A 13068-nucleotide genomic window follows, 5' to 3' on the forward strand; every position below is an offset into this window, starting at 1 on the left:
TGGATGAGGAGCCGGCGCATCAGAATTTGCTCCCGGCGGTCGGCTTGATTTCGAGGGTGACGCCCTCCTGAATCACGACCACGACGTCCTTCGCCGCGCCGACCTCGACGATCGGCCCCGCCTGACGCGCGAGATCGAGATAGAAATCCGTGAGCTTCTCGGACGATCGCGACAGGCCGCCGGCGATGCCGGCCTGTGCGGCGTCGCCCGCATCGAGCGTGCGCACCGAACCCAGCGCCGAGGTCGAGACGTCACCGACGGTGTTCTGGACCGTATCGGCGACCCCGGTGATGGTGCCGGCGATGAACGCGCGGGCGAGCGCAGCCCCGGCGCGGGTGACGACCTTGCCGGAGAGGCCCTTCTTGCCGTCGGCGTCGACGAAGAAGCCCTTGATGGGCTGGTCGACGACCGAGCGTTCGTCGAAATCGACGCAGGAGAGGCTGACCAACTGGACCTCGACCCGTTCCTTCGCGAGCGACCCGGTGGCGTTGCCGATGACGAAGCAGCCGGCGAGGTTGGCTTTGACGTCATTGGGCAGGACGGCGGGGGCTTGCACCCGCGCGATCAATGGTTCGGGATTGTTGGTCGCATCCCGGCTCGCCAGCGCATCGATCCCGGTGAGGAGCCGCGCCTTCATGAAACCAGGTGGCAAATAGATGGTCCGCGTCTTTTTTTTAGCGGCCTGTGCCCCATCGGCGGCCGCGACCGGGCTGGTCGCGGCGCCGATCGCGCCCACGGTCTTCTCGACCGGCGGGGCCGGAGGCGCGGGCGGCGCGGCAGGCGGTGAGGGCGGCTTCGCGACGGACGGATCGATGTCACCGGTCGCGGGCGGTTCGGGAAAATCGGGAACCGAGCCGGGTATTGCCGGAGGCAGATCGCCGTCGAGCGCATGGGGCGGCGTGCCGGCGCCGGGCACGACCTTGCCTTCCTCGATGGCGGTGACGCGATCGCCGAGCAATTGCTGTCCGTCGAGGATCTTCTGGAGGTCGCCGCGCAGCTTGACCTCGAGGCTGTCGCCGCGAAGCCCCGCGCCCATGTCGAGCTTCGAGCTGGGCGATGGCGCGGCCTGCTCGGTCTTGTTGCCGCTCGCCGTATAGAGGCCGAGCCCCAGCACGCCGATCGCGCCGGCGACGCCAAGCTGCCTTAAGCGCAGCTGCTGGCGTGCGGTCAGCGTTTGCCACCGCGTCTTGAGATCGAGCAGCGCGGGGCCGCGCGTATTCTCGCCAGAACGAGGGCGGTCCGCCTCATAGCCGTCGAGGTCGAGTTCCTCCGCGCGATCGTCAGGACCGCGCCCGCGGGGCCCGCGACCGCCGCGAGAGTCCCCGCCGCTCATTGCCCGGCTCCCCGGCGAACGACGATCAGCCGCGCGGCTTCCCCGGCCTCGATATTGCCCCGGTCGAGCGTGATCGCGAAGATGTTGGCGCCGAGCGCGCCGTCGAGAAAACCGCGTTCGTCGAGCTGCGCGCCGCCAGCGGCAGAGACCAGATATTCCGATGCCGAGAGGCCGGACCCGTCGATCTCGATCCGGCGTCGTTCCTCCAGCGTGGCGCCCGGCAGCGCCCGGAGCCGGATCGGACCTGATCGCGGCGCGACGCTGGTGAAGCTCGCCGGGATCCGGTCCTGGAGCATCGAGAGCGTGATCGAGACCGCCCGTTCTTCTTCGACCAGGGGCCCTAGCAGTTCCTCATTGGCGCGGGCGCGCTGGGGAGCACCGGGCTGGAGCAACACCGTCTGCGCCGGAATGTCCGACGGCTCGGCATAGAGCGCATAGACCGCGCCGTTGCAGGTGATGAAGAATTCGGACGGTACGGTGACGAAGCTGCGCGTCACCATCCCGGCATCGTCGATCTCGCGAACGAGGAACTTGATCCAGGCGTCCGATCCGGCACGCTCGACGGCGATCGCCTTTTCGGCCGAAAACCTGACGTCCTCGATTTCGCCGCCCGCGCAGACGACATGGTTGATGTCGCGATTGGACAGGCGAATGGTGCTGGTTTGATCGGGCAGCGCGGTGACGGTCTGCGCCATTGAGGGCAATGGCGTGGCCAGGAGGGCGAGCGCCAACGCCCGCTTAACGGGGGTTCGCATCGAAATTTTCCTCGGTAAGGGCGGTCAGCCAGAAACGGCCATTGTCGATCACGTAGCGAATCCGCAGATTGCCCCGGAATTTGCGGATCACGCCGCCGATCACCCGGACCTTCTCGACCGGCACGAGTATCTCGGTCCGGGTCCAGGTCACGGGCTGATCGGGACGGATGTAGGTCGCGATCGAGAGCGTGGGGTTGTTGGCCAGTTCGTCGAGCAGCCGGTTGAGGCTGTCGCGCAGGCTGTTGTAGGTGGACGGATGCGTGATGCTCAGCAGTTCCTGGAACTGCCGGTCGGCCGAGTAGGCTGAATAGGTTCCCGAAAGCGACACGACATTGCGAGTCATCGAGCGCAGATAGGCCTCGGACGGCTCGCCGCCCGTGACATAGAGGTCGCCGCCCGCGCCGAAGGGGACGATGACCGTCCGGGTGTTCTGGTTGGAGGTGTAGATCACCATGCCCAGCACCGCCGTGATACCGAACAGGCCGATGACGGCGAGCTTCAGCAGTCGGTTCTCCTCGAACAGGTTGCTCGCTCCCTGCAGGTAGCGGTGGATGCCATAGCTGCCGGGCTTGCCGATCAGCGGATCGCGTGGGGGTGTGTCGGGGGATTTGCGTCCGAACATGGCCCGCCTCACTCGTAGAACCGGGTCTGGGTCGGACCCGGATAGTTGGACCAGCGGACAAGCCCCCAGCGCCAGGCCATGTGCGGGATGAAGCCGCGCGGCTTGGTGCGGAGCCAGGGAACGAAAAGGAGAAGACCCGCGACGAGCGCCCAACCGAGCATCCCGCCCACGATCACGGCGACGAAGATCACCGTGATCACGAGCACGAACTCGTCCGATCCAAACCACAGGATCTGGACAGGTTTGTGCAGATATTGGGGTAGCCGCTCGTCCACGAGCCTTCTCCTCCTTGCGTCGTGACCTCCCTGCGAAGCTGGTTGAACTTCGGGGGTTGTCCCGCCAGTGCGCCTCATGCGCCCTGGCCCGTTGAGGTCCGCCGACCGCGCCCAGGCGCGGCGGCGGACCAATCCGTCAGATGACCATTCCGAATGTCTGGAGGATCGAGTCCGCCTTGATCAGGCAGACGGCCGCCACGATGGTCGGGATGCCGATCATGATGTTCGAGAAGAGCCTGCTCACGCCGAACAGGAAGGCCGCGACGCCGCCGACGAAGCCGAGCGGGCCTTTGACCCCTTGATTGACCACGATATCGTAGATGTCGTAGCCGAGGTCGCCGGCCGCCGGCGCCGAGAAGGCGTGAGCCCCACCGGCCCCGAGCAGCGCGAGCAGGGTTACGGGAATGCCGACATTGGCGATTGAGGCGGATTGTCTGCCGAGTGTTTTCAACATGCACTTGCTCCAGGGAAGATGGGCCGCTCCGGGGACTGCTTGCCGGCATCGATGAGGATCGCTGTCGGCCGACGGCGAGGCTGGACGGCCCGGTTCGGGTCCCGCCGCCGGCATTGGGATTTGCGCGGCAGCGGCAGGGCCGATGCACCGCGCGTTCGCGATGTGAGGAGCCGGAAGGCGATCAGCGGCCGGCATTGGCGAGCGCCTTCTTACCGTCGAGGAACGCCTCGATCTCGGCCTGCCGGAAACCGGAAATCATCTGTCCGTCCGCGATCAGGGTTGGCGTGCCGGTGATGCCGGTCTTGCCGACGATTCCTGCATGCGCCTCGACCCTGGCCTTACCTTCCGCGCATGTGCGCAAAGGCGTGGGCGCGGCTCCGGCGTAGATCGCCTTGAACGCCGCTTCCTTGTCCGGGGAGCAAAGGACATGCTCGGCCTTGGCGGCGGCCTCGGCGTGGATGCCGGAGACGAAGAAGATCAGGCGCCGTACCGGCTTGCCTTCGGCGGCCTTCGCCGCCCAGAAGCGCTCGAGCGCGCGGCAATAGGGACAATCGGGATCGGTGAATTCGACAACCGTGGGCGCGCCCGCCGGACCGATGGCGAGAGCCATGCCGGTGTCGATCCCGGCGAGTTTCTTCGCTGAAGCGGTGTTCTGCGCCAGCGCGGTGAGGTTCTGGCCGTTGCGGTCGTAGATTTCCGCGAACAGCAGATGTTCGCTGTCAGGCGCATAATAGATGATGCGGCCGCCTGCCGTCGCCTGATAGATCGGGCCCTTGACGGGCGCCGGCCCGAAATCCTCGAATTGCAGATTGACGAATGTCTGCCGCAATTCGCTTTCCGCGTCGCGCGCGGCGGCGGTAAGCGGATCGGCGGCTTGCGCGAACGCCGCGCCTTGAGCGGCAACCAACAGGGGGAGAGCGAGGGTTGTGGCCCCCAACTTACGGATGCGCATGCGAAGTCTCCTGAAGAGTGCTGGCGGGGCGGGAGAGCAGGCGCGCATCGATATGCGTGCCCGTTCCCACCGGGATGTGATCGGCGGTGACGGTTGCGGGCATCGGCTCCGTCCGGTTCGTCGCGGCGGCGCGCAGAACGAACCCATCGACCGTCGCCACCACGATGCGCGGCTGCTCGGCCACCGGCGCGACAACTGTCTGTCGGCCATGTCCGCCGGGTCCGGCACAGGCCGTCGTCGTGACGATCAGTGCGCCCAGGGCAGCCGTCATCGCTTTGGCAATCGGCATCATGCACGACTCCATGCTGGCGCCCCGCGCCATGGTTGATGAATACTTAATGGTCCGAAGTATCAGGTCCGATTCGACTTGAACCCTCGGAACACGATCTGAGTGATTTGAAACGAAGAGGATTGCAACAGGACCCGGCAGCGTAGTGCCTGAAATGGCGATATTAGCCGTAAATATGCGAACTTAGCCTTATAAACTCGCTTTCGGGATCACATGGCCTGATCCGGTGCCGGTTCGACAATGAAGTTCCTGAATGATCCGATGTGGAGGAAACGGGAAATTATCTGCCCATTGCGCGTCAGAAAATAAATATGCTCGCGCATCCGTTGCAAATGAGCAGAAATATTCCTCTAAAATCATCGGCATCTATTCTTGATGCCGACCGCTTCGCGATTCTACCTTCGCCGGATAACCCACAGAGCCCGACGGGCCGAACCGGGGAGGAAGGACATATGGCATCCGATGGAAAATTCGCCGACGTCGACCTGTCGATCTTCAAGGAACTCAAGAAGCTCTCCGGCGAGAAGATCAGGCAGGCGCGAAAGGCGCTCGGTTTGACGCAGCTGGAGGTCGCCACCGAAATGGGCGGAAGCCTGCGCTGGTATCGCGCGATCGAGTCCGGCGATCCGGGGATAAGGCTGGAGGATCATCTGATCGCACTGCTCCGGCTCGGTGCATCGACCGCGCATATCGCGCTGCCTGTCCTCTATGCGGGCCAACGCATGCGGTTCCCGCGGCAACTGATCCACGGCGACCTCGCCTACATCGAGCGCAAGTGCATCGAGGCGATCTCGGACGCGGTGATCACCGGGTTGAAACAGGACCTCTTGCCGGAATGGTCGCGGAACGACGGGAAGGACCGGTCATGAAAATTGACGGTCCGGTTCGGGCGTGACGCTGGGACAGGAGGAAAAGATGGCGATCTTTCATTTCCATGTGAATATCATCAGCCGCGGCGCTGGACGCAGCATCGTCGCGGCCGCGGCCTGGCAAAACAGCTGCCGGCTGTACGATGAGCGCTACGGCCGGTTTTCCAATTTCGCGAACAAGCGGGCGGTCGCCTGGTCGGCGCTGATACTGCCGTCCGGGGCCCCCGCGCAGTGGGAGGATCGCGAGTGTTTCTGGAACGCATTGGCAGCAGCCGAAATCCGCAAGGACGCGCAGCTCGCCAGGCAGTTCGACGTCGCGCTGCCCGATGAACTGGACCTGCCGGCGTCGATCGCGGTCCTGCGGCGTTTCGCCAGCGAGATATTTTGCGTCGCGGGTTTTGCCGCCGACCTGACGCTGATCGAGATGGGCGACACGCCCAGGGGCAAGCGCCACCATGGCTATCTGCTGATACCGACCCGTCCGATCGTTGACGGGCTGTTTGGCCAGAAACCGCGCGAATGGAACAGTCGCGGGAAGCTGCTCGACATCCGTGCCGCTTGGGCGAGGGTCCTGAACGATAAGTTCGCGGCGCTGGGATATGATGTCCGCGTCGATCATCGATCCAATGAAGAACGTGGCATTAAGGCGGCACCGGTTGCGCATATCGGCGTGGCCCGCAAGCGCATCGCGGCGCGCGCCCGGCAAACATCCTGACAACACCTTACGTTGATGAACATCGGTGGCTTTGCTCATCGCCGCTTCTGGCGCCGCACTCAATTCGCTTTAGCTGCCGTCGATTCCGATGCGTTCCCGATCGCCTTGTTGAGCGCGGCATAGCGGGTTGCGAGGCGCCCATTGCTGTCCGCCAGATCGCGCGACGCCTGCAGCATCGTCCGCTGGCTGTCGATGACGTCCAGCCAGGTGATGACCCCGCCCCGATAGCGCGCGGATGCCAGATCGAACGCGGCCCGCGCGCTGTCGAGCCGCGCGGCCAGCATCGCGTTCTGCTGCTGCTCGGCGGTATAGCCATTGAGCGCATCGTCGATCTCTTGCCAGGCCTGAAGCACGGTCTGCTGGTAGGAGACCGCCGCTTCCTTCTGCTCCAGCTCGCGAAGCTGGACGACGCGCTTGCGCCGCCCGCCATCGAACAGCGGCAGGCTGACGCTCGGCCCGATCGACCAGGCGCGGCTCGCCCAGTCGAACAGGTTCTCGGCTCGATAGGATTCGAGGTTGAACCCACCGCCGAGGCGGATGCTCGGATACATGTCCGCTTTGGCGACACCGATATTGGCAGTGACGCTGTGCAACCGGGCTTCTGCCGCGCGGATATCAGGCCGGCACAACGCGATCTCGGAGGGAAGGCCGAGCGCCAGATCGGGCAGCGCGGGCTTGCCGGCATCGGCCACCGGCTTCAGCAGATCGCCTAGGGCGCCGGGCCGTTCCCCCAGCAGCAGGGCGATCTGGTTGGCCTGCGCGGCTTCCTGGGCGAGCAGCGCGGGCAGTTGCGCCTCGATCCCCTGCAATTCGCTACGCTGGCGTTCGAGATCGAAGTGATTGTTAATCCCACCCGTGGTGCGGGCCGAGAGAAGATCGGTGCGTTCCTTGAGCGCCGTGATGTCCTCCCGCGCGAGCGCAATCTTGCGCTGGGTCGCGCGCAGATCGAAATAATTGCGCGCGACGTCGCTGGCAAGGCTGAGCCGGGCATGATCGAGCAGCGCGGCCTGCTGCGCGACGCCCGCATCGGCCGCCTCGAGCGACCGCCGGACCTTGCCCCAAAGGTCGAGCTCCCAGGAGGCGTCGAGCCCGGTCTGGTAGAGCGTGAACGGCTCGCTCAATAGCTTGACCAGGGCATCCCGATCAGAACCTGACGAGGAGCTCGATACCACGTTGAGCAGCCGCGTACTGGCGCCATGTTCGCTCTGGCGCTGGCGCGACACCTGCCCGCTGGCATTGATCTGCGGCAAGCCCTGCACCGCCGCGCTACCACGCTGGACGCGCGCCTGCGCGACGTGCAGCGCGGCGGTCTGGAGGTCCGGGCTCGCGGCGAAACCGCGGCGCACCAGTTCATCCAGCACGGGATCATTGAACGCCCGCCACCAATCGGCAGGCAATGTGGCGTCCGTGCCGATGGCCCCATGCAGGCTGGCGTCGCCGCTGCGCCAACTCGTCCAGTCGGCGGGCGCGGAGGGCGCCGGCTTCGTGAAGTTCGGTCCCATGGTGCAGCCGGCCAGGGCAAGTGCCATCAGGGAAGAAGCAATTGCCTGCCGGATCGGGATGCTAGATGCGGGCGGAATGAAGGGCATGGCGAAAGTCCAGTTCATCAGGCGAGGCGGTTGCGGAAGAGCCATGCGGCGAGCGGCAGGGTAATGGCTGCCACCACCAGCATCGGCACGAAGTCGAGGGCGACATCGGCGAAGACCGCGCCCTCAAGATAGATGCGGCGCACCATATCGATGCCGAAGCGCAGCGGATTGACGTAGGTGATGAGTTGGAGGATCTGCGGCATGTTGCGCACCGGCGTCAGCATGCCCGACAACAGCATCAACGGCATCACCAGCAGGAAGGTATAGAGCATCGCCTGCTGCATGGTGAGCGACAGGGCCGAGATCGACATGCCGATGCCGACACCCGCGGCCGTGAACGTGACGAGCCCCAGATAGAGCAGCCAGTAGGAACCGTTCATCGGAATCTCGAACCAGAAGCGGATGATGAGCAGGATGATGGTCGACTGGATGAGGCCGACGAGGATCGAGGGAATAGCCTTGCCGATCAGGATCTGCATCAGACCCAGCGGCGTCACCAGCAGCTGGTCGAACGTTCCCTGTTCGCGCTCGCGCGCGACGGACAGCGCCGACAGCAGCAGGGTCTGCAAAAAGCTCAGCGCCGCGATCATTGCGGGCATCAGCGTCCAGCGCGATTCCAGGTTCGGATTATACCAGGCCCGCCGCTCGACGGTGATCGGCGGGCTGCCGCCCAACGAGCGGCCATAATCGGCAACGATCGCGCCGATCTGGCCTGCCGCCCAACGAGCGGCCATAATCGGCAACGATCGCGCCGATCTGGCCTGCCGCCGCCCCCGCCGTCGAACTGTTGCGGCCATCAAGGATGATCTGGATCGGCGCGGTATCGCCCACGGTCAACCGATGCTCGAAGTCGGACGGGATGCTGATCGCGAGCAGCACCTTGCCGCTGTCGATGAGGTCGCCGATCTGCGCGTTGGACGCGAGCGCCGCCTCGCGCCGGAACACGCCGGTGCCGTCGAGCCGCGCAAGCAATTCGGTGGAGGCGGCGCTACGGCTCTGGTCGACCACCGCATAGGGCACATGGGTCAGGTCGTAGGTCGCGCCATAACCGAACAGCAGGGCCTGCATGAGGGCCGGGGCGAACAGGATCGTGCGGTTGGCGGGATCCTTGACCAGCGCCAGTATCTCCTTGCGGACGAGCGCGAAGGTCTGGGCGAGCCAGGCGATGAAGTCGGCGCCGAGTGTCAGTCCAGCAACGCGCATCAGTCCAGCCTCTTGCGCAAGGTGCGCCCGGTGACGAAGGCCAGCAGGACGCCGTAGGCGGCGAGAATCGCGCAATTCTTGAGGACCATTGGCCAGATCGTCCCGGCGAGGAACAGCGATTTCACCAGCTCCATGAAGTGCGTTGCGGGCAGAAGCTGGCTGACGATCTGGATCACCAGCGGCACATTGCGCAGGTCGAAGACAAAGCCCGACAGCATCATCGCCGGCATGAAGCTCGCCAGCAGCGCCATCTGGCTGGCGGCGAACTGGTTACGGGTCGTTCCCGAGATGAACAGGCCGAGCAGCAGCGCGACGATCAGGTAGAGCAGCGAGGCGACAATGATGACGAGGAGCGAGCCGCGGATCGGCACCTCGAACAGGAAGCGCGCTGATATCAGGCAGACGCCCATATCGATCGCGCCGATCACCACATAGGGCGCAAGCTTGGAGAGCACGAGCTCCAGCGGGCGAACCGGGGTCACGAACAGCGATTCCAACGTGCCGCGCTCCCATTCCCGCGCAATCAGCAGCGAGGTGAGGAACGCGCCGATCAGGGTCATCACCAGCACGAGGAGGCCGGGCACCAGATACCAGGTGCTGACGCCCGCCTCGTTGAACCAGGTGCGCTGCACCAGCGTGATACCGCCTCCCGATCCGCTACCGGATCGATCCATTATATGGCGAGAGGCTGTCTGGATCCCGCCGTTCACATAGCCTTCGATTGCGGACGCTGTCGTCGAATCCGCGCCGTTGACGATAAGCTGTATCCGCGCATCGCCCGCGGCTCGGCGCTGGGAGAAATCGACCGGCACACGCACGATGCCCTCGACCTTATGCGCGCGGATCAGCCTGACGGCCTCGTCCATGCTCGCGGCTGCGACGGGCACGAGATAGGGTGAGCCGCCGATCCCCGCGACCGCTTCCTGAGCGGCGGGGGAGCGATCCTCCAGCACGATCGCGACCGGCGCATCCTTCACGTCGAAGGACAGGCCGTAGCCGAACAGCAAGATGAGCGCGAGCGGCAGCAGCAGACCGACGAACAGGTTGCTCTTGTCGCGCAGGAGCTGGCGCACTTCCTTGCGGGTCAGCGCGATCAGCCGCCTGTGGAAGCCTGAGGCGCTGCTCATGCGGCCACCTTCTCATTGGTTTGGCGGGCACGGTTCTGTTCGACGATGGCGATGAAAGCCTCGTTCATGTCGCTTGCGTCGTCGCCGGCCTGTTCGCGCACCTCGGCAGGCGTTCCGAGCGCGAGCAGTTCGCCGGCATCCTGGATGGCGATGCGGTCACAATATTCCGCTTCTTCCATGAAATGGGTGGTGATGATGATCGTGACGCCGCCCTGCGCCAGGCTGGTGATCGTGCGCCAGAAGGCGCGGCGCGCGAGCGGGTCGATGCCGCTGGTCGGCTCGTCGAGGAAGAGGATGTCGGGCTCGTGCAGCAGCCCCGCCGCCATGGCGAGCCGCTGCTTGTAACCGACCGGCAGGATGCCGCTCTGCGCCGACGCATCAAGATCGAACTGCGCGATCACCGCCTTGACCCGCTCGCGTTTCCGCTCGCCGCGCAGACCATAAGCGCCGGCGAAGAATTCGAGATTCTCCCTGACCGAGAGGTTGCCGTAGAGCGCGAACTTTTGGCTGACATAGCCGATCCGTGCCCGCGCCTTGGCGCGTGCCGTGCGCAGATCGACACCCGCCACCTCGAGATGACCGCTGGTCGCCGGGAGCAGGCCGCACAGCATGCGAAATGTGGTGGTCTTGCCCGCGCCATTGGGGCCGAGCAGCCCGAAGATCTCACCGCGCTGCACGTCGAAGGACGTGCTGGCAACGGCAGTGAAATCGCCGAACTTGCGGACGAGATCCCGCACGACGATCACTGGCCCGTCCCGTTCCCCGGCAGATGGCGACGCGGTTTCGGCCGTACCGTACCGATCCCCGTCTTCCTTGTTCGTGTTCGCATCATCGGCTGCTTGTGCCGGCTCGTTCTCATGCTCGCGCAACAGCAGCATGAAGGCGTCTTCGAGTTCGGCGTCGCGTGGCTGGACCCTTGTGTCGGACAGCAGGTCGGCCAGCGCTGCTTCGTCGCATTGCGGCCTGCGAATGAAATGAACGTCGCCGCCCTTGGGAACCGCATCGATGATCCGGTCCGGTGCATCGATCAGGCGGGCCTGGAGAACCCGCGCGGGCCGATCCGGCAAGGCGTCGGCCACATAACCGAGGCCTTCGGCCCTCTTTCGCAGCGCATCCGGCGGGCCGTCGGCCAGTATCCTGCCGTGATGGAAAACGAAAATCTGCCCGCAGCGCTCGGCTTCGTCCATGTAAGCGGTGCTGACGATGACGCTCAATTGCTCGTCGGCGATGAGCTGGTCGATGATCTTCCACAGGTCCCGGCGCGAGAGCGGATCGACCCCGACGCTCGGCTCGTCGAGCAGCAGCAGGTCGGGCGAGCGCACCAGCGTGCAGGCTAGCCCCAGCTTCTGCTTCATGCCGCCCGACAGCTTGCCCGCCGGCCGGTCGGTGAAGCGCGCCATGTCGGTCATCTCGAGCATCCGGCCGAAGCGCTCGCGGCGCACCTCCTGCGGCACGCCGTGGAGGTCGGCGTAGAGATCGAGATTTTCCTGGACGCTCAGATCCTCGTAGAGGCCGAAGCGCTGAGGCATATAGCTGATGCGGTTCTGCACCGATTGCGGATCGGCGCGCACGTCGATGCCCAGCACATTGAGGCTGCCCTCGTCGGGGCGCAGCAGCCCCGCCATCATTCGCATGAGCGTGGTCTTGCCCGCGCCGTCGGGACCGACGAAGGCGGTCAGCTCGCCCGCGCGGACGGTCAGCGAGATGTCGTCGATCGCATCGAACGGCTTGCCGTCGGGCGCATCGAAGCGTTTTCGCAAGCCCTCGATCGCGACCGTTATGTCGGGCTCGCTCACCGCGCCGCGCCGCCATTGCCGGTATTGATCCGCACCGTCACCGGCTGCCCAAGCCGCAGGCGGTTGGCCTTGTCCTCGACCTGCACCCGGACCTCATAGACGAGGCTGGTCCGCAGTTCCTCGGTTTCGACCGACTTGGGCGTGAATTCGGCGACCGACGAGATATAGCCGATCCTGCCGGGCACCGGTTGATCGGGCATGCTGTCGCTGACCACGCTCGCCGCCATGCCCGGCTTGATGCGGCCAAGGTCGGGCTGGTTCACATAGACCCGCACCCATTTGGGATCAGCGAGGGCGATGGCGAACACCGCCTTCTGCGGCGAGGCCATGTCGCCCGGTTCGAGCAGGCGCGAGCGCACCACCCCATCGACCGGCGCGCGCAGCACGCCCTGGTCGATCCGGTGCTGGAGCAGCGCGACCTGCGCCTGCGCCGCCTTCACCTGGGCTTCACCACCCGCGACATCTTCCGCCCGCGGGCCACGCCGGGCAAGGCGGAGCGCTTCGGCCTGTTCGCGCGCCCTTGCCCGCGCCGCCACTGCCGTCTTGCTGGCATGATCGACATCCTGCGCGCTGACCCCGCGCCCCTGGGTCGAGGCGGCAATGCCGCGAAGACGCGCGAGATCACCTTCCGCGCGCGCCGCCTCGGCTTCCACCGACGTCAGGCGCGCCTGGGCCTGGGCGATTTCCTCCGGCCGGGAGCCATTGCGCAGGCGCAGCAGATTCTGCCGCTGCACCTCGCCCTGGGCTTTGGCTTCCTCGGCCTGCAGGTTGAGCGACACGGTATCGAGCGTGGCCAGGATGCTTCCCGCCTTCACGCTGTCACCTTCCTCCGCCCGCACTTGTGCGATGCGGCCGCTGTCCTCGAACGCGAGCGAAACCTGCCGCACATCGACATTGCCCTGAAGGACAAGTTCGGTCTTGCCGGCATCTTTCCCGCCACACCCACTCAGCGCCAGTCCGGCCATGCCGAGGATACTAAGGGTGCGATTGTGCATGTGACGACTCCGGACGGTGAGGACTGCGGCGAAAAGAATGTTAGTCTAAATCGGATTTAATGTTCGACTTGTCCTACAATCTGATCCGGTTCAA

General features: G+C 65.3%; 15 protein-coding genes. 2 read left to right on the forward strand and 13 right to left on the reverse strand.

Annotated features, from left to right (window positions below; all coding sequences use genetic code 11):
• Positions 1-19: 19 nt before the first annotated feature.
• The 7 genes from SAMIE_RS06765 to SAMIE_RS06795 all read right to left on the reverse strand — a co-directional run bounded on the left by SAMIE_RS06765 (position 20) and on the right by SAMIE_RS06795 (position 4662).
• Positions 20-1333 carry a TraB/VirB10 family protein gene (locus SAMIE_RS06765; RefSeq protein ID WP_013846822.1) on the reverse strand — a complete coding sequence of 438 codons (1314 nt, stop codon included), beginning with the start codon at positions 1331-1333 and terminating at the stop codon, positions 20-22.
• A complete protein-coding gene (locus SAMIE_RS06770) occupies positions 1330-2088 on the reverse strand; it encodes a type-F conjugative transfer system secretin TraK (RefSeq protein WP_013846821.1) in 759 nt (252 codons plus the stop codon). Before SAMIE_RS06770 ends, SAMIE_RS06765 begins: the two co-directional genes overlap by 4 nt.
• Positions 2072-2710: a TraE/TraK family type IV conjugative transfer system protein gene (locus SAMIE_RS06775; protein WP_013846820.1), complete on the reverse strand. Its 639-nt coding sequence runs from the start codon at positions 2708-2710 to the stop codon at positions 2072-2074. The genes SAMIE_RS06770 and SAMIE_RS06775 overlap by 17 nt, the downstream gene beginning before the upstream one ends.
• Positions 2711-2718: 8 nt before the next feature.
• Positions 2719-2985: a type IV conjugative transfer system protein TraL gene (locus SAMIE_RS06780; RefSeq protein ID WP_013846819.1), complete on the reverse strand. Its 267-nt coding sequence runs from the start codon at positions 2983-2985 to the stop codon at positions 2719-2721.
• 136 nt (positions 2986-3121) lie between these two features.
• A complete protein-coding gene (locus SAMIE_RS06785; RefSeq protein ID WP_013846818.1) occupies positions 3122-3439 on the reverse strand; it encodes a hypothetical protein in 318 nt (105 codons plus the stop codon).
• 181 nt (positions 3440-3620) lie between these two features.
• A complete protein-coding gene (locus SAMIE_RS06790; protein WP_013846817.1) occupies positions 3621-4391 on the reverse strand; it encodes a DsbC family protein in 771 nt (256 codons plus the stop codon).
• Complete coding sequence (locus tag SAMIE_RS06795; RefSeq protein WP_126516764.1) at positions 4378-4662, reverse strand: hypothetical protein; 285 nt, start codon at positions 4660-4662, stop codon at positions 4378-4380. Before SAMIE_RS06795 ends, SAMIE_RS06790 begins: the two co-directional genes overlap by 14 nt.
• A gap of 329 nt (positions 4663-4991) precedes the next feature.
• Here SAMIE_RS06795 and SAMIE_RS06800 point away from each other — a divergent pair, with 329 nt between their 5' ends.
• Positions 4992-5549, forward strand: coding sequence for a helix-turn-helix domain-containing protein (locus SAMIE_RS06800; RefSeq protein ID WP_232037390.1), 558 nt, complete (start codon positions 4992-4994; stop codon positions 5547-5549).
• A 46-nt stretch (positions 5550-5595) separates the two neighbouring features.
• Positions 5596-6264: a MobA/MobL family protein gene (locus SAMIE_RS06805; RefSeq protein ID WP_013846814.1), complete on the forward strand. Its 669-nt coding sequence runs from the start codon at positions 5596-5598 to the stop codon at positions 6262-6264.
• Positions 6265-6323: 59 nt separating this feature from the next.
• Here the strand turns inward: SAMIE_RS06805 and SAMIE_RS06810 are convergent, their stop codons facing one another.
• The 6 genes from SAMIE_RS06810 to SAMIE_RS06830 form a co-directional block, all read right to left on the reverse strand.
• A complete protein-coding gene (locus SAMIE_RS06810) occupies positions 6324-7793 on the reverse strand; it encodes an efflux transporter outer membrane subunit (RefSeq protein WP_232037391.1) in 1470 nt (489 codons plus the stop codon).
• Between the two features lie 77 nt (positions 7794-7870).
• Positions 7871-8587: an ABC transporter permease gene (locus SAMIE_RS06815; protein WP_267886509.1), complete on the reverse strand. Its 717-nt coding sequence runs from the start codon at positions 8585-8587 to the stop codon at positions 7871-7873.
• Positions 8481-9056, reverse strand: a complete 576-nt coding sequence (locus SAMIE_RS23970; RefSeq protein ID WP_267886510.1) for an ABC transporter permease — start codon at positions 9054-9056, stop codon at positions 8481-8483. The genes SAMIE_RS06815 and SAMIE_RS23970 overlap by 107 nt, the downstream gene beginning before the upstream one ends.
• Positions 9056-10183 carry an ABC transporter permease gene (locus SAMIE_RS06820; protein WP_013846811.1) on the reverse strand — a complete coding sequence of 376 codons (1128 nt, stop codon included), beginning with the start codon at positions 10181-10183 and terminating at the stop codon, positions 9056-9058. Before SAMIE_RS06820 ends, SAMIE_RS23970 begins: the two co-directional genes overlap by 1 nt.
• Positions 10180-11979 carry an ATP-binding cassette domain-containing protein gene (locus SAMIE_RS06825; protein ID WP_013846810.1) on the reverse strand — a complete coding sequence of 600 codons (1800 nt, stop codon included), beginning with the start codon at positions 11977-11979 and terminating at the stop codon, positions 10180-10182. The genes SAMIE_RS06820 and SAMIE_RS06825 overlap by 4 nt, the downstream gene beginning before the upstream one ends.
• A complete protein-coding gene (locus tag SAMIE_RS06830; protein ID WP_013846809.1) occupies positions 11976-12974 on the reverse strand; it encodes an HlyD family efflux transporter periplasmic adaptor subunit in 999 nt (332 codons plus the stop codon). Before SAMIE_RS06830 ends, SAMIE_RS06825 begins: the two co-directional genes overlap by 4 nt.
• Positions 12975-13068 lie beyond the last annotated feature (94 nt).

Source organism: Sphingobium amiense (assembly GCF_003967075.1).
GTDB lineage: Bacteria > Pseudomonadota > Alphaproteobacteria > Sphingomonadales > Sphingomonadaceae > Sphingobium > Sphingobium amiense.

Excerpts from the sequence above, each read along its gene's own strand:
- SAMIE_RS06785 (WP_013846818.1), bottom strand. The coding sequence starts at position 3,439 with ATGTTGAAAACACTCGGCAGACAATCCGCCTCAATCGCCAATGTCGGC.
- SAMIE_RS06775 (WP_013846820.1), bottom strand. The coding sequence starts at position 2,710 with ATGTTCGGACGCAAATCCCCCGACACACCCCCACGCGATCCGCTGATC.
- SAMIE_RS23970 (WP_267886510.1), bottom strand. The coding sequence starts at position 9,056 with ATGCGCGTTGCTGGACTGACACTCGGCGCCGACTTCATCGCCTGGCTC.
- SAMIE_RS06815 (WP_267886509.1), bottom strand. The coding sequence starts at position 8,587 with ATGGCCGCTCGTTGGGCGGCAGGCCAGATCGGCGCGATCGTTGCCGAT.
- SAMIE_RS06790 (WP_013846817.1), bottom strand. The coding sequence starts at position 4,391 with ATGCGCATCCGTAAGTTGGGGGCCACAACCCTCGCTCTCCCCCTGTTG.
- SAMIE_RS06820 (WP_013846811.1), bottom strand. The coding sequence starts at position 10,183 with ATGAGCAGCGCCTCAGGCTTCCACAGGCGGCTGATCGCGCTGACCCGC.
- SAMIE_RS06810 (WP_232037391.1), bottom strand. The coding sequence starts at position 7,793 with ATGGCACTTGCCCTGGCCGGCTGCACCATGGGACCGAACTTCACGAAG.
- SAMIE_RS06800 (WP_232037390.1), top strand. The coding sequence starts at position 4,992 with ATGCTCGCGCATCCGTTGCAAATGAGCAGAAATATTCCTCTAAAATCA.
- SAMIE_RS06805 (WP_013846814.1), top strand. The coding sequence starts at position 5,596 with ATGGCGATCTTTCATTTCCATGTGAATATCATCAGCCGCGGCGCTGGA.
- SAMIE_RS06765 (WP_013846822.1), bottom strand. The coding sequence starts at position 1,333 with ATGAGCGGCGGGGACTCTCGCGGCGGTCGCGGGCCCCGCGGGCGCGGT.
- SAMIE_RS06830 (WP_013846809.1), bottom strand. The coding sequence starts at position 12,974 with ATGCACAATCGCACCCTTAGTATCCTCGGCATGGCCGGACTGGCGCTG.
- SAMIE_RS06770 (WP_013846821.1), bottom strand. The coding sequence starts at position 2,088 with ATGCGAACCCCCGTTAAGCGGGCGTTGGCGCTCGCCCTCCTGGCCACG.
- SAMIE_RS06795 (WP_126516764.1), bottom strand. The coding sequence starts at position 4,662 with ATGACGGCTGCCCTGGGCGCACTGATCGTCACGACGACGGCCTGTGCC.